This is a genomic window from Streptomyces durocortorensis (assembly GCF_031760065.1).
In the GTDB taxonomy this organism is placed as follows: Bacteria; Actinomycetota; Actinomycetes; order Streptomycetales; family Streptomycetaceae; genus Streptomyces.
On record NZ_CP134500.1, the window covers coordinates 3502459 to 3523513 of the forward strand.

20 protein-coding genes are annotated in these 21055 nt (G+C 72.0%); 14 read left to right on the forward strand and 6 right to left on the reverse strand.

All coding sequences use genetic code 11. The annotated features are described in order from the left end of the window. Positions 1 to 41: 41 nt before the first annotated feature. Positions 42 to 686 carry a GTP cyclohydrolase II gene (locus RI138_RS15440; protein WP_311120396.1) on the reverse strand — a complete coding sequence of 215 codons (645 nt, stop codon included), beginning with the start codon at positions 684 to 686 and terminating at the stop codon, positions 42 to 44. A gap of 315 nt (positions 687 to 1001) precedes the next feature. Between RI138_RS15440 and RI138_RS15445 the strand changes: the two genes are divergently transcribed. The 7 genes from RI138_RS15445 (at position 1002) to RI138_RS15475 (ending at position 9995) form a co-directional block, all read left to right on the forward strand. Then, positions 1002 to 2021, forward strand: a complete 1020-nt coding sequence (locus RI138_RS15445; protein WP_311120397.1) for a helix-turn-helix transcriptional regulator — start codon at positions 1002 to 1004, stop codon at positions 2019 to 2021. 209 nt (positions 2022 to 2230) lie between these two features. Beyond that, positions 2231 to 3331 carry a radical SAM protein gene (locus tag RI138_RS15450; RefSeq protein ID WP_311120398.1) on the forward strand — a complete coding sequence of 367 codons (1101 nt, stop codon included), beginning with the start codon at positions 2231 to 2233 and terminating at the stop codon, positions 3329 to 3331. Positions 3332 to 3419: 88 nt separating this feature from the next. Beyond that, entirely contained in the window at positions 3420 to 5504 is a 2085-nt protein-coding gene (locus RI138_RS15455) for a DegT/DnrJ/EryC1/StrS family aminotransferase (RefSeq protein WP_311120399.1), read from the forward strand. Continuing rightward, the gene (locus RI138_RS15460) at positions 5501 to 6718 is read left to right on the forward strand and encodes a hypothetical protein (RefSeq protein ID WP_311120400.1); all 1218 of its coding nucleotides are present in this window, start codon (positions 5501 to 5503) and stop codon (positions 6716 to 6718) included. Before RI138_RS15455 ends, RI138_RS15460 begins: the two co-directional genes overlap by 4 nt. Further along, positions 6715 to 7851 carry a hypothetical protein gene (locus RI138_RS15465; RefSeq protein ID WP_311120401.1) on the forward strand — a complete coding sequence of 379 codons (1137 nt, stop codon included), beginning with the start codon at positions 6715 to 6717 and terminating at the stop codon, positions 7849 to 7851. The genes RI138_RS15460 and RI138_RS15465 overlap by 4 nt, the downstream gene beginning before the upstream one ends. A gap of 63 nt (positions 7852 to 7914) precedes the next feature. Further along, positions 7915 to 8784 (forward strand): phytanoyl-CoA dioxygenase family protein, encoded by an 870-nt coding sequence (locus RI138_RS15470; RefSeq protein WP_311120402.1) that lies wholly within the window; start codon positions 7915 to 7917, stop codon positions 8782 to 8784. A 29-nt stretch (positions 8785 to 8813) separates the two neighbouring features. Continuing rightward, positions 8814 to 9995 carry a glycosyltransferase family 2 protein gene (locus RI138_RS15475; protein ID WP_311120403.1) on the forward strand — a complete coding sequence of 394 codons (1182 nt, stop codon included), beginning with the start codon at positions 8814 to 8816 and terminating at the stop codon, positions 9993 to 9995. On the opposite strand, the gene RI138_RS15480 is transcribed toward RI138_RS15475, so the two are convergent. Genes RI138_RS15480 through RI138_RS15490 form a run of 3 tightly spaced genes read right to left on the reverse strand, consistent with a single transcriptional unit; the run spans position 9976 to position 13311 of the window. Then, a complete protein-coding gene (locus RI138_RS15480; RefSeq protein WP_311120404.1) occupies positions 9976 to 10941 on the reverse strand; it encodes a Gfo/Idh/MocA family protein in 966 nt (321 codons plus the stop codon). The genes RI138_RS15475 and RI138_RS15480 overlap by 20 nt on opposite strands. Next, a complete protein-coding gene (locus RI138_RS15485; RefSeq protein WP_311120405.1) occupies positions 10938 to 11933 on the reverse strand; it encodes a zinc-dependent alcohol dehydrogenase in 996 nt (331 codons plus the stop codon). The genes RI138_RS15480 and RI138_RS15485 overlap by 4 nt, the downstream gene beginning before the upstream one ends. Further along, positions 11920 to 13311 carry an MFS transporter gene (locus RI138_RS15490; RefSeq protein ID WP_311120406.1) on the reverse strand — a complete coding sequence of 464 codons (1392 nt, stop codon included), beginning with the start codon at positions 13309 to 13311 and terminating at the stop codon, positions 11920 to 11922. Before RI138_RS15490 ends, RI138_RS15485 begins: the two co-directional genes overlap by 14 nt. Positions 13312 to 13606: 295 nt before the next feature. Here RI138_RS15490 and RI138_RS15495 point away from each other — a divergent pair, with 295 nt between their 5' ends. Further along, positions 13607 to 15121, forward strand: a complete 1515-nt coding sequence (locus tag RI138_RS15495) for a glycoside hydrolase family 3 protein (protein WP_311120407.1) — start codon at positions 13607 to 13609, stop codon at positions 15119 to 15121. 20 nt (positions 15122 to 15141) lie between these two features. On the opposite strand, the gene RI138_RS15500 is transcribed toward RI138_RS15495, so the two are convergent. Then, positions 15142 to 15888, reverse strand: coding sequence for a formylglycine-generating enzyme family protein (locus RI138_RS15500; RefSeq protein ID WP_311120408.1), 747 nt, complete (start codon positions 15886 to 15888; stop codon positions 15142 to 15144). Between the two features lie 495 nt (positions 15889 to 16383). On the opposite strand from RI138_RS15500, the gene RI138_RS15505 reads away from it, so the two are divergent. The 5 genes from RI138_RS15505 to RI138_RS15525 all read left to right on the forward strand — a co-directional run bounded on the left by RI138_RS15505 (position 16384) and on the right by RI138_RS15525 (position 20020). Next, a complete protein-coding gene (locus tag RI138_RS15505; RefSeq protein ID WP_179500057.1) occupies positions 16384 to 16548 on the forward strand; it encodes a hypothetical protein in 165 nt (54 codons plus the stop codon). Positions 16549 to 16591: 43 nt separating this feature from the next. Beyond that, a complete protein-coding gene (locus RI138_RS15510) occupies positions 16592 to 16885 on the forward strand; it encodes a Dabb family protein (protein WP_311120409.1) in 294 nt (97 codons plus the stop codon). A 222-nt stretch (positions 16886 to 17107) separates the two neighbouring features. After that, positions 17108 to 17953 (forward strand): RNA polymerase sigma factor SigF, encoded by an 846-nt coding sequence (locus tag RI138_RS15515; protein WP_398863060.1) that lies wholly within the window; start codon positions 17108 to 17110, stop codon positions 17951 to 17953. Between the two features lie 234 nt (positions 17954 to 18187). After that, a complete protein-coding gene (locus RI138_RS15520; protein WP_096626612.1) occupies positions 18188 to 19054 on the forward strand; it encodes an RNA polymerase sigma factor SigF in 867 nt (288 codons plus the stop codon). A 63-nt stretch (positions 19055 to 19117) separates the two neighbouring features. Next, entirely contained in the window at positions 19118 to 20020 is a 903-nt protein-coding gene (locus RI138_RS15525) for a hypothetical protein (RefSeq protein WP_311120411.1), read from the forward strand. Positions 20021 to 20104: 84 nt separating this feature from the next. On the opposite strand, the gene RI138_RS15530 is transcribed toward RI138_RS15525, so the two are convergent. Continuing rightward, positions 20105 to 20320 carry a hypothetical protein gene (locus RI138_RS15530; RefSeq protein ID WP_096626615.1) on the reverse strand — a complete coding sequence of 72 codons (216 nt, stop codon included), beginning with the start codon at positions 20318 to 20320 and terminating at the stop codon, positions 20105 to 20107. A 228-nt stretch (positions 20321 to 20548) separates the two neighbouring features. Here RI138_RS15530 and RI138_RS15535 point away from each other — a divergent pair, with 228 nt between their 5' ends. Further along, positions 20549 to 21055, forward strand: coding sequence for a MarR family winged helix-turn-helix transcriptional regulator (locus RI138_RS15535; protein ID WP_096626616.1), 507 nt, complete (start codon positions 20549 to 20551; stop codon positions 21053 to 21055).

The window sequence follows — 21055 nt, forward strand, 5'->3', positions numbered from 1 at the left end:
GTTCATACGGAGTCACATCTCCAGCGGGGCCGACTTGCGCCTCAGACCTCAAGGGCATGACCGGCTCGTTCGCGCTTGGCCGTCAGGTAGGCGTGGTTGTTCTCGTTGACGAAGGTCCCGGTCGGGACGATGTCGGATATCCCGACGCCGTGTGCCCTCAACTGGGCGCCCTTCTCGGGGTTGTTGGAGAGGAGCCGGATCTCGGGGACATCCAGGGCCCGCAGCATTTCGGCCGCCACCCGGTAGTCCCGCATGTCGTGGCCGAAGTTGAGGACCGCGTTCGCTTCGAAGGTGTCGAGGCCCTGGTCCTGAAGGAGGTAGGCGTCGAACTTGTTGTAGAGGCCGATACCGCGCCCCTCCTGCCGCAGGTACAGGATGATGCCGCCCTCGTGCGAGCAGATCGCGAGGGCCTCGTGGAGCTGCGGGCCGCAGTCGCAGCGCTGCGAGCCGAAAACGTCGCCGGTAAGGCATTCGGAATGCACCCTGACCAGCGGATCGCTCCTCCTGTCCCAGCCGGGGAGGAGGACGGCGATGTGCTCGCGGTTGTCGTGCAGCCCATGAAAACTGACCATGGTGCTCGGCCGGCGTCCCAGGCCGGGAACATTGATCGGGACCTCGACCCGCGCCCTCACCCGTACGGCATCGGCGGGCGCGACGATGACGCCTTCATTTCCTTCTGTGCGCATTCCTGACCACCCTGCAGCTGGATTTACGAGTGACAAACATCGAGCGGACCGAGGAGGTCATCCCCACTGCGAGTCATCCGTCCCGACGGACGAGGCGGTGACCACGGACTGCGGCTCGGAAGAAATCGCGGTGAACGATCCGAGAGCCACGGAAGCGGCAATGGCAAACGCGCCGATGACCTTAAGGAAATTCGTGTTCCTGAACATGCAGCTGCCCCCTGTGTTTACCCGTCGTCAACGCCGGGTCGAGTTGTCGTGTTGCCTGCCGAGAATCTTGCTGCTCGTTTCAACCTTGCGACAGGGGAAATTTGTGGCATGATCATGCATCGCGAGAACCTGAAGGATGTACAGATGTGCACGAAAGCGGACAAACTGAATAATGTCCAGGCGTCTGAGATCTGCGAGAGGGGGCTGGAGTTCTACGCGCGATTTTTGAAAGGTCACTCAATAAATCAGGAATGCCCCGAGTGCCTGACGCGCCTGGGACTTCTGCGGCGCACCGAGGACGGCCGACTGGTCGCCATTCCGCCGGGGCTGGCCGCCGGCAGCCTGGTGCGGCCGATGGAAGCGGCCATCGACCGGCAGCAGCACGCGCTCGACGCCGTACGCACATCGATCCAGCGTGCCGAGCAGGTCTACCGCGACACCTACCGCGAGGACGGGGTCCAGGCCGCCCGTGTGATCAGCGGCGCGGACATCATCAGCACCACGCTCGCCTCGGCCGTGGAGTCCTGCCAGGAGGAACTGCTCACCGCCCAGCCCGGTGGCGGCAGACCGCAGGAACTGCTGGCGAAAGCGCTCGACACCGATCTTCCGGCGCTCGCCCGCGGGGTGCGGCAGCGCACGATCTATCAGCACACCGTGCGCACCCACAGCCCCACTCTGTTTTACGTCGAGCAGATATCGGCCGCAGGGGCGGAAGTACGGACACTGGACGAGGTGTTCGACCGGATCATCGTGTGCGACCAGCGAATTGCCTTCGTGCCCGACCCGGGAGAACAGCGGAGCCAGACCGCCCTGGCCATAGAGCATCCGGGACTGATCCGCTATCTCGTCGGCATGTTCGAGCACGCCTGGGAACGCGCCACCCCGCTCCAGTACTCCCCCGGCGCGCACCGACCGCCGCTGCTCGCCGACGAAACACGCAGGTCCGTCCTTCAGCTCATGGTCAACGGCTATACCGACGAGGCCATCGCCGGGCGGCTCGGCATGAGCGTCCGCACCGTGGCCACCCATGTGCGCAAGGCGTCGGAGATCTTCAACAGCCGCAGCCGCGCCCAGCTCGCCTATCTCATCGCCAAAGCCGGAGTTCTCGACGAGGGTATCGATCCATGAAATCCCCGTCGGAGCCTGACTGTTGACACCCCTGAGAAGCTGCTCCTAGGGTCGGGAGCAAGGTCATCGAATAGGCGGCTGAACAGCCATATTTGGGGGGTTCCGTGAATAGCTTTGGTGATTCTCAGGACAGTGCTGCGAAAGTTTCGGAAGATCCGGTTCCGCTGCTCCCCGTCAGCCTCGATCAGGCCCATTCCCCCCAGAAGGTCATGGCCCACGGCGACCTGCTGAGGCGGTTCGTGGCGGGCGACGAGTTCAAACCGATCCATATGCGGATCGGGATCATGGGCGCCTGCAACATGCGGTGCAACTTCTGCAACTTCCACTCCCCCAACGAGGAGCAGTTCTACGACCTGTTCTCGTTCAAGGACTCCATCAAGACCGACAAGGCCGTCACCCTGATGCGGGAGTTCGCGGCCAACGACGGCCGCGCCGTGACCTTCTGCGGCAGCGGCGAGTGCACCATCCACCCCGGGTACGCGCAGATCAGCCGGGCCGCGAACGAGGCCGGGCTGCGCATCGGGCTGATCACCAACGGCTCCCGGCTCGGCCGCCCGGCCATCGCCGAGGCCGTCGCGGACACCCACACCTGGGTGCGCATCGGGCTGAACGCCGGGACCGAGGCCACGTTCAACGAGATCACCCGGGACCGTGAGCAGACCTTCGCGTCCTTCATCGGTGCCGTGGGACGGCTGCGCGAGACCGCGGTGGCGCCGGACTTCCGGATCGGCTTCAACTTCGTCATCACGCAGGCGAACCACCGGGAGATCCTCGACGCCGCCCGCATCGGCCTGGCGTCCGGGGCCCACTACGTCCGCTTCGAGCCGGAGTTCTACAGCGCCCTCGGCCACGAGACCATCGAGGCGGTCATGCCGGAGATCACCGAGGCCCTCCGGGAGGCCGCGGAGCTGTCCACCGACGACTACGAGGTCTCCGTACCCAAGCTCGACCGGGGTCCGATGGACCAGGTCGAGGATGTCGAAGGCGACTTCGAGCGGTGCCACTACAGCCGGTTCGTGACGGCGGTCGGCGCCGACGGAAACCTCTACCCGTGCCCGCAGGTCCACCTCAACAGCCGCTATCTGATCGGCAACGTGCTGGACCAGGGTTACGCGGAAGTGCTGGAGGGCGGCCCGCGCGCCGAGTGGGAGGCTGCCAACCCCCGCCGTACGGACCTGTGCAAGTCGTGCTTCTACCGGCCGCAGAACGAGCTGCTGGAGCATCTGCACCGCGGTCAGATCCAGCTGGACCGGGCGCTGGACTCCTACGCCGTGGAAGTCCCCAGCACCCTGCACGCCGACTTCATCTGACCCGACGTCACAGGGCCGGGCCGACCGCCCAGCCCCTGGTGTCCAGGGCCTTCCGCTCCCCTCTCACGAAACCGGTCCCACCATCACCATGCAGATCAGCTCCCTGCGCCGGCTCCTCGACACCGGGCCCACCGGTCACCCCGCCCCGCTCCGCTCCCGGGTCGAGCGCCTGGCCCGGGTCGAGGACGCCCACCGCGACGTCCGCGTCACCGCCTCCACCGTCACCGTGTCGAACGGGCTGCGGCGCGAGCGGATGACCCTCGGCTCCCCGGCACGCGGCGAGTTCCCCGCCGTCCTGCTCTCCCCCGAGGACGAGGAAACCGCCCCTCGCCCGGGCATCCTCGTCCTCGGCGGGAAGAACGCCCGGCTGGACCACCTCACCGGCGAGACACCCCCCGACCACCCCGACCGCAACGTGGCCGAACGGCTGGCCCGGGCCGGGTTCACCACCCTGACCTTCGCGTACGGCATCGGCGGCGGGCTCGACCCTGAGCGGCTCACGGGCCGCGACGAAGGGGCCCTGCTCGCCCACGCCTTCGCACTCACCGGCCGCTCGCTGCTCGGCGCCCTCGTCGGCGACGCGCTCGGAGCCCTCGACGTACTGCGCAGCCACCCGCTGGCCGACGCGGACCGCACCGGGCTGTTCGGCCACAGCCTGGGCGCGGCCGTCGCCCTGCACACCGCGCTGCTGAGCGACCGGCCCCTCCCCGTCTGCGCGGCGAGCCACCTCGGCACCTATCCGGCACTGTACGGGCGGCTGTTCACCGGATTCGAGGGGGCGGCCCTGCCCGGCATCCTCGAACACGCCGACCTCCCCGACCTCTATACGGCCCTGGCCCCCGCGCCCCTCCAGCTCCAGTACGGCACAGCGGACCCCTATCTGGAGACGGCCGACACCCGCGCCGCCGCCGATACGGTCCGCCTGGGCTACGAGACGGCGGGCGCCCCGAAGCCCGACATCCTCGAACTCCCCATGGGGCACGGCACGCACGCGGGCCACGCGGCGGAGTTCTTCGCCCGGGAACTGGCCGACGCCCCGGCGCACCCGGCCCCCGTGCCCGCCCAGCGCATCCGCTTCGACGTCACCGACCGGCGCACCGTGCTGGAGCACGTCGACGGGGCACTGGCCTCCGGCGTCCTCACCCAGGGCCCGCTGGTCGCCCGCTTCGAGGAGCTGAGCCGTACGTGGACCGGCACCCCGGGCGTCGCCGTCGCCTCCGGCTCGGCCGCCCTGGAGATCGCCCTGCGGACCATCGGCGTGGCGGGCCGCACGGTCCTCGTCCCCGTCAACACGTTCTTCGCGACCGCGGCCGCGGCCGTGCGCGCCGGGGCCCGCGCCCGCTTCGTCGACATGGAACCCGACGGACTCGGCATGGACCCGGACGCCCTGCGCACCGCACTGGAGCGGTATCCGGACACGGCGGCCGTGGTGCCCGTCCACATCGGCGGGATCGTCTCCCCGGCCGTCGACGGGGTCCTCGCCGCGTGCGCGGAGCGCGGCATCCCCGTACTGGAGGACGCGGCGCACGCCTTCGGCAGCACTCTGGGCGACCGCCCGGCGGGCAGCCTCGGCCGGTTCGGCGCGTTCTCGTTCTTCCCCACCAAGGTCGCCATCAGCGGTGAGGGCGGGCTGCTCACCTCCGCCGCGCCGGAGGACCGGGAGGACGTACGGCGCTGGCGCGACCACGGCAAGAGCGCCCAGGGCTCCACCCTGCACGACCGGCCGGGCAGCAACTGGCGGCTCAGCGAACTGCACGCCGCCGTCGGCACCGTGGATCTGGAGCGCTTCGCCGGGACCCTGGCCCGGCGGCGGTCGCTCGCCGCCCACTACGACACCCTGCTCGACGGCGTCAGCTCCCTGCGGGCGCACGCGGTGCCCGGGGACTCCCGGAGCAACTACTACAAGTACCTGGTGTACCCGGACAGTTCCGTGGACCGCGACGCGCTGAAGCAGCGGCTGCGGGAACGGCACGGCATCCAGCTCGCGGGCGAGGTCTACGACCGTCTCCTGTGCGACCACCCGCATTTCCGCGACGACGGAACGGACCCGGAGGAGACCTTCGCGCGCGGCCGGTGGTTCGCCCGCCACCACATCGCGCTGCCGCTGTACCCCTCTCTCACCCACGCCGAACAGATACGGGTGGTCTCGGCGCTCCGCAGCGAGCTGCCGTGAGCCGCCTCCTCCACGCCTTCCGCCGCGGCCACTGGCATCCGTCCCTCGACACCGCGCCGCTCCCCGGGCCCACGGGGACGCACCTCGCCCTCGTCCCGGAGATCGTGGCCGCCGCCGACCGCCGCCGCTGGGACACCGTCGCCCCCGGCCTGCCGCCCGCACCGACGGGCCGACGCCGACTGCTGCTGCGCGCACTGGAGCTGTTCGAGCACGGAACCCTCGACATCGGGGGGCTCGGGCCGCAGAGCGGCGAGGACTTCAGGGACGCCCTGTGGGAGACGGCCGGGATACCCGGCCCGCTGGCCGAGCGCTGGTGCGGGATGCTCCGTTCGACCCTGACGGAACGCCCCGAACCGTCGCCGGACACCGCCCTGGCCCTCGTCTCGCTGCCCGGCAACACCTTCACCTGCCTGGAAGCGGTCCTCGAACAGCTCGAACGCTCGGCGGCCGTATGGGTGCGCCCCAGCCGACGCGAACCGCTCTCCGCCGCCCGGCTGTTCGCCGCCCTGCTGGCGGTGGGCTGGCCGCCGGAGCGGATCTCCCTCTACCCGACGGCGCAGGGCGCGCTGCGCGGCCTGATCCGGCTCACCGACCGGCACGTGGTCTTCGGCGGCTCCTCGCTCGCCGCTTCCGTCCGGGCCTCGGCCGGTCTCACCCTGCACGGCCCCGGCCGGGGCTGTGCGCTGGTGCCCGAGGACCTGGGGACCGAAGCGGCGGTCGACTGGCTGCTGCCGCTGGTCGCCGCCGACTCCGGGCGGTTCTGCAGCAACGTGCGTACGGTCGTCACCGCGGGCCCGGCCGAACCGCTGGCCCACGCCCTGGCGGCCCGACTCGACGCGATGTGCCCGGAACTTCCGGGCGGGACATGGCCGTTGACCGCGTTCCGGGAGCCGGGGGCGGCCGCCCGGGCGGCCCGCTCCGTGCCGGACCTGATGCGGCCGGGCGACCGGCTGCTCACCCGCAGGCCGCCGGTCGTGGAGACCGCGGAGGGCGATGCGTACGTCACCGCGCATCTGGTGCTGGTCGACGGAGGACCGCACGAGCCGCACGGCCGGCACGGCCCGCCCGATCACCCGCTGCTCGGCCACGAGGTCCCGTTCCCGTTCGCCGCCGTCGTCCGGGCCACCGGACCGGCCGCCGAGGCGATCGCCGCCAGGTCGCTGTTCGTGTACCGCCCGCTGCCCGCAGCGGCAGCCCGGAGGGGAACCCCATGACGACCGTCCCGAACACCCTGACCGGGCCCGCCGCGGCCTACCCGGCGATGCGCGAACGCGTCCCGGAACTCACCGTGGACCTCGACGCCTGGACGCGCCGCATGATGCGGTGGCACTTCTCGCCGGAGACGGGCTCCCCGTTCTGGGTCTCCCGCCGCGACTCCCTCGGCTTCGACCCCGAGAAGGACGTCGACGGCTTCGCGGCACTGGAGCTCTTCGGCCTCTTCGACAAGGCCTCACTCCGCGCCGCCCGCGCCCGGGACCTCAGGCCGCGCGGCTACCGCGACCGGCCCTTCCGGATCTTCGAGACCGGCGGCACGACCGGCACCCCCTGCCGGATCGTCAACGTCACCCGGCTCGGTTACGACGTGGAGATCTACCGGCTCATGCTGGAGGCCCGCGGCCTCGTCGGCGGCGACGTCCTCGCGATGACCCCGATGGGACCGCACGCCTACGGGCACTTCGTGGAGGGTCTCGCGGACTCCTGGAACGGGGCGGTGCACGCCATCGACTTCGACCCGCGCTGGGTGAAGGCCGCACTGCGGTCGGGCGGCGAGGCGGACACGTACACCGACCATCTGGTCGCCCAGACGCTGCCGCTGCTCACCGCCGAGCGGCCCGCGCTCCTCTTCACCACCCCCCGGCTGCTCGTCGAGCTGGCCATGCGGCTGCCCGAGCCCCTGCACACGTACGGGGTCCGCGCCGTCTGCACCGGCGGAACGTCCTGCACCCCGGCCGAGGCGCAGTTCCTGCGCGAGGAGCACCTCGTGGGCGTGCAGTGGATCGACACCTACGGCAACACGCTCGTCGGCCACGCCCTCCAGGCCGACGCGGTGCCGGGCGGTCCCCTCCTGCCGCCCGGCAGCACGCACTCGTACCATCTGCCGCCGCCCTTCGCGGTGCTGACCGTCGTCGACCCGGGCGACCCGTGGCGGGAACTGCCCGTCGGGGAGCGCGGCCGGGTGCGGGTCACCACGCTCCTGGAGGACCTGTTCATCCCCAACCTGCTGGAGCGGGACAGCGCCGTCCGGACGGGGCCGCACCCCTGGTTCCCCTGGGACGGGGTGGCGGCGGTGCGCCCGTTCGAGCAGGACGAGGGCGGCGAGGAGGAAGCCGTGGAGGGCGTGTACTGACCGGCCCTCCCCCGCCGCCACGGTCTGGACCCCCGCCCGCTCGCCCGTGCCGAAGGACACCCCATGCCGGAATCGACGCTGTACTCCAACGGCGTACCCATCCGCTTCTCGCCGGACCTGTTCGGGCCCCTGCGGTCCGGTGCGGGCCTGCCCGACGACCCGGCCGCGCTGCGCGAGCGCCTGCGCACCGACGGGTATCTGTACCTGCCGGGCGTACTGGACCGGGACAAGGTGCTGCGCCTGCGCGGCGCCTACTTCTCGCTCTTCCCGGACGGCTACCTGGCCGAGGGGACCGACGCCGAGGACGGGCTGTTCTCCGGCAGCGTGCCGGAGAGCCTCCCGGCGTACGGTGTCGCCGGGCATCCCGCCCACGCCTTCGTCCGGTCGGCCGCCTTCCAGGAGTTCGTGGCCGACCCGCTGCTCGCCGACCTCGCAAGCAAGCTGCTCGGCGGGGACGCCTGGATGCTGCCCCGGCAGATCCTGCGCCACTTCCACCGGGGCTCCCAGCTCGCCTCCCGGGCCCATGTGGACCTCGACTACATGAACGCCCTCTCCCCCGCGCCCCGGGTGCTCACCCTGTGGATACCCGTGGGCGACTGCCCGCCGAGCACCGGCTCGCTGGTCTACCTGGAGGGCTCCCACACCCTTGCGCCCGAGGAGTACGAACCCCTGCGCGAGAAGGGGGACCGCCCCGGCGACCGGCGGCCGATCTCCCACGACCTGGAGCTGACCGCCCGGCATCTGGGGCGGCGGTGGCTGTGGGCCGACTTCGCCGCCGGGGACCTCATGGTGCACGTCCCGCAGATCGTCCACGCGTCCCTGGACACCACCACCGACGCCATGCGTCTGTCCGCCGACGTCAGATTCGTCCGCTCGGACGACACACCCGACCCGCGGTGGCTCGCCCCGTGGTCGGCCGACGACGGAGCATGAACCCGACCCCAGCCGATCGGAGCACCCCCGTGTCCCACGCACCCGAGCCGACCGTTCCCCGGCTCGCCGCCCGCCTCACCGCCTACGCGGTCCTCGCCCACGACCCCGCCGTGCCGGGCATCGCCGCCGACTACTGGGCCAAGAGCGAGGAGCACTACCGCACGGTGGACGCCGCGCTCGCTGCCCTCGTGGCCGCGTCCCCGGCCTCCGAGCGCGCCTACCGGGACGTCGTCACCGACCCCACGCACACCGCGCCCCAGCACGCCCTGCGCGAGTCCCTCGCCGGACTGCTGGAGGAACACCCCGTACAGCGGAACGAGTTGGCCGACGCCGTGACCGAGGCCGACCGGCATATCTGGATCGACTACCACCTCGGCGCGGAGTACACCTCCCAGGAGCCCCCCGCGGCCCCGGAGCCGCCAGAGCCCCGGCCGCGCTCCGAGCCCGCGACCGTGCACGTGGTGATCCCCTTCCGGGACCGCTCCGGCGGGCTGCGGACCCGTAATCTGCTGGCCTGCCTGAAGGCCCTGGCCGACCAGGAGGGCGGGCCCGGACACCGGGTCACGGTGGTGGAGACCGACAGCGAGCCGCGCAGCCGCGAGGTGCTGGAAGGCGTCGTCGACCGCTATGTCTTCGCCCGCAAGGACGGTCTGTTCAACAAGGCGTGGGCGGTCAACGTCGGAGTCGTCGAGGCGACCGGCGACGCCTCCTACGTCTGTGTCCTGGACGCGGACATCCTCGTCGACCGCCACTTCGTCGCCCGCAACACCGCCCGGCTGCGCGAGGGCGGCCACGGCACCCATCTGCCGTTCCGCTGGTCGCTCTCGCTCGACGGCCCGTCCACCCTGCACGCCATCGGGCTGCGCAACGGCCGGGGGGCCGCCGATGTGCCCGACGCCGTGCTGCGCGGTCTGCTGCTGCGGGAGCCGCCGGGCGGCTGTGTGTGGCTGCGCGCGGACGTCTTCCACGCGGTGGGGGGCTTCGACGAGCGGTTCGAGGGGTGGGGCGGCGAGGACGACGACGTGGTCGCCCGGCTGGCCGCCGCCGCGCCCCTGACCCGCTACGACGACCCCCTGCTGCACCTGGACCACCCCCGGCCCGCGATGACCCGGGATGACGGGCTGCCCTTCAACGCCCATATCGAGCCCGTGAGCTGGACGCGGGAGCGCGGCTACGGGGACCGGGAGAAGTTCACGGCGGCCACGGCCTGACCTGCGCCCCGCCCAGGGCGTCGGACCGCTCCGCCGCCACCAGGACGTCATCGACCTCTACGGCCTCGGCCACCGGGCACACCGGTGGCCGCCCGGCCGCCACCGCCGCGACGAAGTCGGCGACGAGCGGCAGATGGGGGTTGGCGTCCGGCGGGCACCGGACGCGCCGGACGCCATCGGGCTCCCGGACCAGCAACTCCCCCGAATCCAGCGGGTCCAGGGTCAGGGAACGCCCGCCGCTGTGGAGGGCGAGCAGGTCCTCCGGCGGCCCGTCCCCCCACTCCGCCGAGCAGTGCGCCCGCAGCCCGGTATCCCACTCCAGCTCCACGGTGGCGGCGCGCTCGGCGCCTCCGGGGAAGCGCCGGCCCAGCCGGGCCCGTATCCCGGCGGGCCTCCCGAACAGCATCAGCAGCAGGTCCAGGCGGTGACTGCCCGCGTCGGCGAGCACCCCGCCGCCCGCCACGGCCCGCTCGGTGCGCCAGCGCATCGGATGACCGGGCCCCGGCTCGAACGCGGACCGGAACCGCACCTCCACCCGCTCCGGCGACCAGCCGCGCAACGCGCGGCGCAACTCCCTGACGACGGGGGCCAGTCGGCGGTAGTACGCGACGCCCGCACACGCCCGTCCCGTGGCGAGCGCGGAGCCGCCGGGCCGCAGGGAACCGGCCAGCGGCTTCTCCACGAGCACGGGCAGTCCGGCATCCAACGCCAGGGCTGCCAGCGGCACATGGCGGTCGACGGGCGTGGCGACGTACACCGCGTCCAGGCCCGCCAGCAGGCCCCGGGGGTCGCTGCCGGACTCGGCGACCCCCCACCGCCGGGCGGCCGCGGCCGCGCGCCCGGCGTCCCGCCCCCACAGGAACACCGGCTCCTGGCCCGCCGCGCGCAGCGCGGGCAGCACCCGCCGGGACACGACGTCACCGTGCCCGGCGATGCCCCACCTCACGGAACGACCGCTACCTTCAGCGTGCGGTGCGGCGGCCCGTCGTACGGGGCCTGCTCGCCGTCCGGGTAGAGCGCGCGGCTGGCCGACAGCTGCTCCATCGCCTTGGGCAGGTCCTCCAGCGGGTAGGTGTGCGTCAGGAGCTCCGGGAGGTACAACTCCTTGGACCGTACAAGCCGTTCGGCGGTGGCGAGGGCTTCCGCCCGTGCGGTGTCGAGGGGCTCGGCCGAGCTGTGGACCCGCAGCCCCTTGCGCTCCCAGGTGACCAGGTCGAGGGTGACGTGGGTGTCCACGTGGTGGGTGCCGAGCATCACCACGAGCCCGTTCTGCCGTACGAGGTCGACGCAGGCGTTGAGTGTCGTCGGCGTGCCCACCGCGTCGATCGCCACGTCGACACCGTCCGCGACCTCCCGCAGCGCGGCGGCGCTGCCGTCGACCCGGCGGGTGGTGTCGGCGCCGAGGAGGGCCGACCGGTCCAGGCGCCAGTCGTCCAGGTCGACGGCGGTGATGCGGGAGGCCCCGCGCAGCGCCGCCATCCGCAGCGCCATCAGACCGACCGGGCCCTGGCCGATGACCGCGACCCGGTCCCCGAGCCGCACCCCCCGGGTGGCGTGGACGGCCAGGGGCAGCAGTTGCAGGATCGCGCCCTGCTCGAAGGGCACCTCGTCCGGGAGGAGCCCCACGGCTATCTCGCGGGCCAGCGCGAACTCGGCGTACCCGGTGGTCAGCGGGGTGCGGACGAAGACGCGCCGCCCCGGTGCCACGCGGGTGACGCCGGGGCCGACCGCCTCGACGACCCCGGCGACCTCATGGCCGAAACAGCCCTGGGCACAGTGCTCGCGCTCCCCGTAGTAGTGGTAGTACGCCAGGTCACTGCGGTTGCAGACCGTGCAGGCCCGCACCCGGACCAGGACCTCCAGCGGCCCCGGCACCGGCACCGGGGCATCGGTGACCAGGCGGATGTCGCGCCTGCCGACGAGCTCATACCGTCGCATGGTTCTTCTTCTCCTCCGTGTGCGGCACCGCGATTCTGCGGGCGATCGGAACGGCCGCGGCGGCGACCGCGAGGGCGGTGCCGAAGACCGCCGCGAAGGCTGCCGCGTCCTGGCCCGCGCTCACGTGCGCCGCGTTGAACAGCGCCCCGCACAGGCCCACGAGCAGCACGCTGGACAGACTGTCGGACAACTGGAGCGAGGCCGAGTTCCGGCCCTGCTCGTCGACGGGCGAGTGTTCGAGCGTGAGGACGCCGACGCCGGGCAGCAGGAGCCCCATGCCGAACCCGGCGACCAGGAGCCCGACGGCGACGGTCACCGCGGGCATCGCCCGCAGCGCCCCGCTCAGGGTCACGGCCGCGCCCGCCGCGTGGATCAGCGCACCGGCCAGGACGACCCGCTCGCGCGGCCAGGGCAGCCGGGGGTGCCCCTGGAGCCAGGAGGCGGCGAACCAGGTGAGGGCCGCCCCGGTGAGCGACATCCCGGCGGCCCCCGGCGACCACTGGCGTTCGTTGACCAGCATCAGCGGGATGTAGGTCTCGACGGTGAAGTAAACCCCGGCCGAGACGCCGCGCAGCAGCACCAGCGACGGGATGCCGCGCCCCGCCCGCAGCGTGCGCGCGGGCAGCAGCGGGCGCAGCCACACCACCAGCAGGACCAGCCCGGCGGCCACCGCGACCAGACGGTGCAGGCCCGACTGGGACCCGGCGTACTGCAACAGCCCCGCCCCCAGGGCGACGGCCAGTGCGGGCATCGCGCGCAGCCCGCCCGGCTTCTCGCCGTCCTCGTCCCCGGCGGGCCGCAGCCGCCCCAGCGGACCGGCCAGCAGCGCCAGGGAGAGCAGCCCCAGGACCGCGATGCCGTGGAACACCCAGTGCCAGGAGAGGCGTTGGGCGACCGCCCCGGCGATCGGCGGGCCCACCATGGAGGGAACGATCCAGCACGCGGTGATCAGCGAGAACATCCGGGGCCGCAGCGCCGACGGATAGGCGCGCCCCACGACCACGTACAGCGCGACGGTGACCGCACCGCCGCCGAGACCCTGCACGTACCGCCCCAGCAGAAAGGGAACGATCGATTCCGCGAAGCCGGAGACCAGCGCGCCGCCGGAGAAGAACGCCAGCCCGGCACAGAGCGCGGGAGCGGGACCCCGGCGGTCGGACCAGCCGCCCGCGAGCACGGTCCCCACGATGCCGGTGGTGAGGAATCCGCCGAACGCCAGTGAATACAGGCCGAGTCCGTCGAGATCCTGCACAGCGATCGGCATCACCGTGCTCAGCGCCAGACCGGCGAACGCGACCAGGACGAAGGTGCTGCTCACCGCGAGCGTGCGGGCCCGGTAGGGGCGGGAGAACACCCCGGGCGAGGCCGGTGCGGTCATGACGTTTCCGTGGCGGCTTGCATGGTCGTCCCCCGTCGCCTGAAGTGGAGCACCGGGAGGCTTGCACAGGCCCCCGATGGCGTCAACCCGTATCGATCAACAGGGCAAGGGGACATGACGACCCATCAGGCAGCGCGGACGGGAAGGGGAAACCCGCGGGTCAGCCGCCGCTTCGGCGAACGGTTGTCTTGACACTGAAGATTGGTATAGGCCAACATCCCCTTCATCCTGCACCATTGCCGCGGGGGTACGCATTTCCCTCGGCCCCGCATCGTGCCCGAGCTTGAGGATCTTCATGGCAGAGAACAGCCACCCCGGACTCATGAGGCTGGCCAACTCCGTGCTCCAGCCGGGCTTCGTCGGGACCACCGCACCGGACTGGCTGCTCCGCAGGGTCGGCGAAGGCCTCGGCTCCGTCGTCCTGTTCGGGCGCAACATCGAGACGCCCGAGCAGGTCGCCGCGCTCACCGCGTCGCTGCGCGCCGAGAACCCCGACCTGATCGTCGCCATCGACGAGGAGGCGGGCGACGTCACCCGCCTCGAAGCGCGCGACGGCTCCTCCTGGCCCGGCAACCTCGCCCTCGGCGCCATCGACGACATCGACCTCACCGAGCAGGTCGCCCGCGACATCGGCCGGGCTCTGCGCGAGGTCGGCGTCTCGCTGAACTACGCGCCCAGCGCCGACGTGAACTCCAACCCGATGAACCCGGTGATCGGCGTCCGCTCCTTCGGCCCGCGCACCGAGGTCGTCTCCCGCCACACCGCCGCCTGGATCCGCGGCCTCCAGTCCGCCGGTGTCGCCGCCTGCGCCAAGCACTTCCCCGGCCACGGCGACACCAACGTCGACTCCCACCACGGTCTGCCGCGGGCCGGGGCGGACGCCTCCGCGATCGCCCGGACCGCCCTGCCGCCGTTCATCGCGGCCATGGAAGCGGGTGTCCGCACGGTCATGACCGCGCACATGCTCACCCCGGCGTACGACGGCGAGCTGCCCGCCACCCTCAGCCAGAAGATCATCAACGACCTGCTCCGCGACGAACTCGGCTTCACCGGCCTGGTCGTGACCGACGGTATCGAGATGGGCGCCGTCTCCGACCGCTACGGCATCGCGGGCGCGACCGTGAAGGCCGTGGCCGGGGGCTGCGACGCGGTGTGCGTCGGCGGCGAGAGCGCCGAGGAGTCCACCACCGTCGAGCTGGCCGACGCGATCGTGCGCGCCGTCCTGGACGGCACCATTCCCGAGGAGCGGCTGACCGAAGCGGCCTCCCGCGTACAGGACTTCGCCGCCTGGTCCGCCAAGCTGGCCCGGGACGCCGCCCCCGACGGCCGGACCGCCGGCATCGGCCTGGTGGCCGCCCGGCGCGCGGTCACCGTCCACCGCAACCAGGACGCCCGGGCCGAGTTCCCGCTCGTGGGGGACGCCCACGTGGTCGAGCTGTCCCCCGTGACGAACCTCGCCATCGACGGCTCCACCCCGTGGGGCGTGGCCGGCCCGCTGCGCGCGCTGCGGCCCGGCACCACGTCCGTACGGCTCGGCGAGTCGGAACTCCGGAGCGAGAAGGACCTGCTGGACCGGGCCGCACTCGCACCCGCCACCGGACGCGCGCTGGTCGTCGTGGTGCGCGACGCGGCCCGCTACGGCTGGATGTCGCAGGCCCTGACCGGTCTCCTGCGCCACCGCCCGGACGCGCTGGTCGTCGAGATGGGCGTGCCCGGCGGCGACCGCCCGGGGGCCGTGCACGTGACGACGCACGGCGCGACCCGGGTCTCCGGCATCGCCGCCGCCGAACTCCTGGCCGGCGCGGGCTGACCGGGGCGGCCCGAGCGGGGCTACCCGGCGACGCGGGCCGACGCCGCCAGGCGGAAACCGACTCCGATGGCGGCCAGGTCCTTCTCGTAGGCGCCGTGGCGGCGGGCGCAGCGGGCCAGGTCCACGTCGTGGCGGAACGCGCCGCCGCGGGTGATGTGGGGGTCGAAGGCCCAGTCCTCGACCTGCGGCACGTCCGCGGGGGCGCCGGGGTAGGGGGCGTACAGCGTGGAGGTCCACTCGTCGGCGTTGCCCGCCATGTCCAGGACGCCGAAGGGGCTGGCCCCCTCGGGGAACGAGCCGACCGGGGTGGTCGTGCCGAGGCCGAGGTCCACCAGGTTGGCCAGCCCCGTGCGGTACTCGTCGCCCCAGGGGAACTCCCGGCCGTCGTCCCCGCGTGCGGCCCGCTCCCACTCGTCCTCCGTGGGCAGCCGGACGCCCGGGTCACCGGTCCGCTCGCCCAGCCAGCGGCAGTAGGCGCTCGCCTCGTCCCAGCTCACGCCGATGACCGGATGGTCCTCGGGGCCCCGGGGAGCGGGCCTGCCGGTGGCGGCGGCGAAGAGGGCCCACTGACCGGCGGTGACCTGGGTACGGGCGATCCGGAAGGCGGGGACGCGGAGCTCGGCGCTCGGAGCCTCCTTGCGGTACCACGCCTCCGGCACCCGGGTGCCGGCATAGCGCTCGGCCACCAGCGCGATGTCATCGGCCGGGGTGCCCCGCCGGAGCACTCCGGCCGGAATCTCCACCCAGTCCACCGGTGCGATCTGCATCGTTCCTCCTCGGCCAGGCCAGTGAGGCCACCATGATCGCCGGTATGCGCCCAGGAGTCATCGGCCCAGGGGCGGAGACCCACAGGGACCGGAGAACCAGGACCCGGGCACGAGGAGGTGCCCGGGTCCCGGCGAGTAGGTCGGGGGAAGCGGCATCGGGGGGACAAGCCGCTTCCCCCGGTGAGAACAGGGCCTGCCGGCCCCCGCCGCGGTCAGGGGGTATCGCGCGGCGGGGACCCACAGAGAGGCCCCGTTCCGGCCCTCCGGTTCCTGCCGGTCCGTCGGGCTCGGTATCCATCCTGCCGCGCACCACCAGGCCGTACGGGCGGGCAAAAGGCCTCGATGGCCGGGCCGTAGGTCCTTAAAGGCCGCGTCAGTGATCGGACCGGCGGCGGGAAGCGGCCACGGGATACGGCCAAACGTGCGGATACAATCGCCCGATCGCACAGGGCTGCGGGCGGGGCACCGGCGGGGTCTACGGGGAGGCAAGGACAAGTGGCGCAAGCGAAGAAGATCGCGCTCTACATACTGGTGGTCTTCGTGCTGTACACGATCATCACCTCACCCAAGCGGTCCGCCGAGCTCGTGGGGGTAGGGTTCGAGGGCGTTTCCAGCGCCGCCCAGAGCGTCGGCGACTTCATGACCGAACTGGTCAAGTAGCTCAAGCAGCTCACGTAGAGAAGAAGCGGGAATAGGGATAGCCATGATCCGCCACCTGGTCCTTTTCAAGCTCAACGAGGGCGTCGAGCGCGACGACCCGCGGGTGGTCGCCGGCGACCGGGCCTTCCGCGAGCTGGCGGGACAGATCCCCGAGCTGGAGGTCTGGGAGTGCGCCTGGAACATCACCGACCGGCCGATCGCGTACGACTACGCCATCAACTCCGCCGTCGCCGACGAGGACGCCCTCAAGCGCTACATCGAGCACCCGGCCCACCAGGCGGCCGCGGGACAGTGGCGGGAATTCGCCACTTGGGTGATCGCGGACTACCCCTTCTGACCGCTCCCCGCCCCCGGCCCGCCCCGGCCGCGTCGACCCCTCGCCGTTCAGGCGGGGGGTTTTGTCGTGCGATTAATGGGTTTACGGGGTCAACACGGTGTTTTGCGGTGCTTGCACACAGTGGACATGTCTTGTGATGCTATGACCGCTTTTGACGGATGAGTTGACCGTAGTTGACCGCAAAGGGGTGGCGTCACCGTGCCGGCCAGTACAGCGCCTCAAGTGCCTCCCCAGAACGTCCAGACCGAGGACCTCCAGGACGTCCAGACCGAGACCCCGGACCCCTCCGTCACCCCCGCCAGAGCCCGCGGCGCGGACACCCGGGCGCTCACCCAGGTCCTCTTCGGCCAGCTCAAGGACCTGGAGCCGGGCAGCCCGGAACACCGCCGGGTCCGGGCCGCCCTCATCGAGGCCAACCTCCCCCTCGTCCGGTACGCCGCGGCGCGGTTCCGCAGCCGCAACGAACCGATGGAGGACGTCATCCAGGTCGGCACCATCGGCCTGATCAACGCGATCGACCGGTTCGATCCGGAGCGCGGGGTCCAGTTCCCCACCTTCGCGATGCCCACCGTCGTCGGCGAGATCAAACGTTACTTTCGCGACAACGTGCGCACCGTCCATGTCCCCCGACGGCTGCACGAGCTCTGGGTCCAGGTCACCGGCGCCACCGAGGACCTGACGACCGCTCACGGCCGCTCCCCGACCACCGGCGAGATCGCCGAGCGGCTGAAGATCTCCGAGGACGAGGTACTGGCCTGCATCGAGGCCGGACGCTCCTACCACGCGACCTCGCTGGAGGCGGCCCAGGAGGGCGACGGACTGCCCGGCCTCCTCGACCGGCTCGGCTACGAGGACCCCGCGCTCGCGGGCGTCGAGCACCGCGACCTCGTACGCCACCTCCTCGTCCAACTCCCCGAGCGCGAGCAGCGCATCCTTCTCCTGCGCTACTACAGCAACTTGACGCAGTCCCAGATCAGCGCGGAGCTGGGCGTCTCGCAGATGCACGTGTCAAGGCTCCTGGCCCGAAGTTTCGCCCGACTGAGATCCGCAAACAGGATCGAGGCGTAACCGGAACGGGTAGACCCTCCGGAGAGCGGTTCTGACGGCACAAAAGCCCTGCACCCCCTGTTTCCAGGGCGGATTCGGCGCTGACTTGTCGACATGTCACTACAGCGTGTTGCCGACATGTGACATTCTGCTCGAAGCGCGTTTGCCGCAGCCCCGCCTCCGGTATTCAGGTGGAGGCTGCGTTCCTCCGATGGTCGCGGCCACCGCGACCGTCCGCGACCTCAAGGGGGTGGCATGTCCGCAGAACAGGGCAGCTCGAAGGTGCTCACGCTCACGAAGAGCGTGCCGGCACCCGCCGTGCTCACCAGCTCGCCGGAAGCCATCGACACCCGCACTCTCTCCCGCTCCCTGTTCCTGCGGCTCGCCGCGCTCGGTCCCGCCTCGGGTCCCGAGGGAACGGACAGCCCGGAGCGGACCTATGTGCGGGACACACTGATCGAGCTCAACCTCCCGCTGGTGCGTTACGCCGCGGCGCGGTTCCGGAGCCGCAACGAACCGATGGAGGACATCGTCCAGGTCGGCACGATCGGCCTGATCAAGGCGATCGACCGGTTCGACTGCGAACGGGGCGTGGAGTTCCCCACGTTCGCGATGCCCACCGTCGTCGGCGAGATCAAGCGCTTCTTCCGCGACACCTCCTGGTCGGTCCGGGTCCCCCGGCGCCTCCAGGAGCTGCGGCTCGCGCTGACCAAGACCAGCGACGAGCTCGCCCAGAAGCTCGACCGCTCGCCGACCGTCCCGGAGCTCGCCCGCGCGCTCGGGGTCTCCGAGGAGGACGTGGTCGACGGTCTCGCCGTGGGCAACGCGTACACCGCCTCCTCGCTCGACTCCCCCTCGCCCGAGGACGACGGCGGCGAGGGCTCACTCGCCGACCGCCTCGGGTACGAGGACTCGGCGCTGGAGGGCGTGGAGTACCGCGAGTCGCTGAAGCCGCTGCTGGCCAAACTGGCCCCGCGCGAGCGCCAGATCATCATGCTGCGGTTCTTCGCGAACATGACGCAGTCGCAGATCGGCGAGGAGGTCGGCATCTCCCAGATGCACGTCTCCCGGCTGCTGACCCGTACGCTCGCGCAGCTCAGGGAAGGACTCATCGCCGACTGAGCCCGTGGACCGATCCTGTTCACGAGGGTTCATATTTGACGGACCGTCAGCCACACTGGCGCGATGCGCCGTCAGATGCGTAAGACTCGTCAGGCACGTCAGGCACGTCAGTCATTCGGCTTCACCGGCCGCCGGGGCAGCGCGATCGTCGCCTCGGCGGCCGCGCTGTGTCTGGGCGGTGCGCTGACCGCCTGCGCGGGCGGCCCGGACGGGGACGAGGGCTACGTGGCCGTGGGCGCGGCGGCCGAGGGCGGTAAGCGGCCGCCCGAGGGGGCCGGGCAGCCCTCGGGGGAGGTCACGCTGACCCCGCTCGACGGAGACAGCGGCCGGGGCGCGGGACGCCCCGGAGAGGGGCCGGGCGACGGCCCGGGTTCCGGTAGGGGCCGGGCCTCTCCCCCGTCACCGGAGGCAGGCGCTCAGGGCAGCCCCGACAGCGGCGGCGGCGAGAGCACGCGGACACCCGGCGGTCAGGGAGGCGGTTCCGCCGTGCGGCCGAGCGCGAAGCCCTCCGGCGGCGGTTCCGGGTCACCGTCCGCCGGACGCCCCGACGCCCCGGCGCCGCCGAGGACGCCCGAACCGGGTGACGGCAGCGGCGGTCGGCCCTCCGGGCCCGGTACGCCCGGCGCTCCCGCCCCAACGCCCCCGGCCCCGCCCCCGGGCCCGGCCGTGCTGAAGCTGAGCGCCCCGCAGCGCGCGGCGGCGGACCGGCGGTGGTGCGAGAAGGTGACCGTGGAGTTCCGCAACACCGGTGACTCCCCGGCGCGTTCGGGGACCGTCACCTTCGCGACGCACATCATCGGCGCGCTCGGTGTCGACTGGGCGACGATCAGGACGGCCCAGCCACTGCCCGCCCCCATCGGCGCGGGCGCGGCGCGGACGGAGACGTACACCGTGTGCGTGGATTCCTGGCGGGTCCCCCTGGGGATGCGCGTCGAGACCCAGGACGTGTCCGCCGTCTGGAAATGACCACGGGCCCCGGGTCACGCGTACGCGCGGCCCGGGGCCCGTAGGCCGAACGGTTGCTCAGCCCAGTGCGAGCCGGACGGTTCGTCAGCCCAGTGCGAGCCAGGCCACCGCGCCGAGGACGAGGACGGCCGCGATCACGGCCGCGATCACCCCGGCTCTCGGCCCGGCCGAGGTCGCCGCGGGCCGCTGCCGCTGCTGCGGCTCCCCCTCGTCGACAAAAGCGCGGAACATCTGCGTGCTGCCCGCCGGGTCGTGGTTGCCCTCGGGGCCCGGCTGGGGGGCGTGGGGGTTGTGTGCCATGGGGCAGGACCCTAGCGAACCCGGGCCTCCGGCCCAACCCCCGGGGCCGCTCCGGGGCCGTCCAGCAGGGCCCCGCCGGGCCTTGACCCGCAGCCTACGGAGGCTTTTGCGTTCCTTTACTCCTGCAAGCCCATTTTCGTTTGCCTGTAGCAACCAACGGCTTCTATGGTTGCCCTAAGCAACAACATATGCGTCAACCACCTATGCGCCGACGCGTTGGGGGTTCCAGTGGCCGCACGGAGTAGTTACGAGGAACTGGCCCGGCAGCTCAGCGCCGTCGGGGCCGTCAAACGGGGGCTCACCCGCGCGCTGCCCCCCGAGTGTCCCGGCGGTTCGGCCGCCGTACTGACGCTCCTGGACCGGCACGGCGAGATGCGGATCAGCAGGCTCGCCGAGCTGCTGGCCGTGGACATGTCGGTGACCAGCCGCCATGTGGCCCATGTGGCCGAGCACGGCTGGATCGAACGGTCCCCGGACCCGGCGGACAAGCGGTCCCGCATCCTGCGGCTGACCCCCGACGGGCGCGCTCAGCTCGACGAGCTGAGCGGGCGGGTCACCGAGATGTTCGCCCGGAACCTCGCGGACTGGTCCGACGACGACGTCGGACAGCTGAACGCGCTGCTGTCCCGGCTGCGCGACAGCTTCGCCTGCCGCGGGTCGGACGGCTGCGCCCCCGGAAGCCACACCGGAGGGTGCCGCACCCGTACCGGCACTCACACCCGTACACCTGTGTAA

Excerpts from the sequence above, each read along its gene's own strand:
- RI138_RS15440 (WP_311120396.1), bottom strand. The coding sequence starts at position 686 with ATGCGCACAGAAGGAAATGAAGGCGTCATCGTCGCGCCCGCCGATGCC.
- RI138_RS15485 (WP_311120405.1), bottom strand. The coding sequence starts at position 11,933 with ATGCGACGGTATGAGCTCGTCGGCAGGCGCGACATCCGCCTGGTCACC.
- RI138_RS15445 (WP_311120397.1), top strand. The coding sequence starts at position 1,002 with ATGATCATGCATCGCGAGAACCTGAAGGATGTACAGATGTGCACGAAA.
- RI138_RS15525 (WP_311120411.1), top strand. The coding sequence starts at position 19,118 with ATGCGCCGTCAGATGCGTAAGACTCGTCAGGCACGTCAGGCACGTCAG.
- RI138_RS15465 (WP_311120401.1), top strand. The coding sequence starts at position 6,715 with ATGACGACCGTCCCGAACACCCTGACCGGGCCCGCCGCGGCCTACCCG.
- RI138_RS15455 (WP_311120399.1), top strand. The coding sequence starts at position 3,420 with ATGCAGATCAGCTCCCTGCGCCGGCTCCTCGACACCGGGCCCACCGGT.
- RI138_RS15500 (WP_311120408.1), bottom strand. The coding sequence starts at position 15,888 with ATGCAGATCGCACCGGTGGACTGGGTGGAGATTCCGGCCGGAGTGCTC.
- RI138_RS15520 (WP_096626612.1), top strand. The coding sequence starts at position 18,188 with ATGTCCGCAGAACAGGGCAGCTCGAAGGTGCTCACGCTCACGAAGAGC.
- RI138_RS15530 (WP_096626615.1), bottom strand. The coding sequence starts at position 20,320 with ATGGCACACAACCCCCACGCCCCCCAGCCGGGCCCCGAGGGCAACCAC.
- RI138_RS15510 (WP_311120409.1), top strand. The coding sequence starts at position 16,592 with ATGATCCGCCACCTGGTCCTTTTCAAGCTCAACGAGGGCGTCGAGCGC.
- RI138_RS15450 (WP_311120398.1), top strand. The coding sequence starts at position 2,231 with ATGGCCCACGGCGACCTGCTGAGGCGGTTCGTGGCGGGCGACGAGTTC.
- RI138_RS15490 (WP_311120406.1), bottom strand. The coding sequence starts at position 13,311 with ATGACCGCACCGGCCTCGCCCGGGGTGTTCTCCCGCCCCTACCGGGCC.
- RI138_RS15470 (WP_311120402.1), top strand. The coding sequence starts at position 7,915 with ATGCCGGAATCGACGCTGTACTCCAACGGCGTACCCATCCGCTTCTCG.
- RI138_RS15495 (WP_311120407.1), top strand. The coding sequence starts at position 13,607 with ATGGCAGAGAACAGCCACCCCGGACTCATGAGGCTGGCCAACTCCGTG.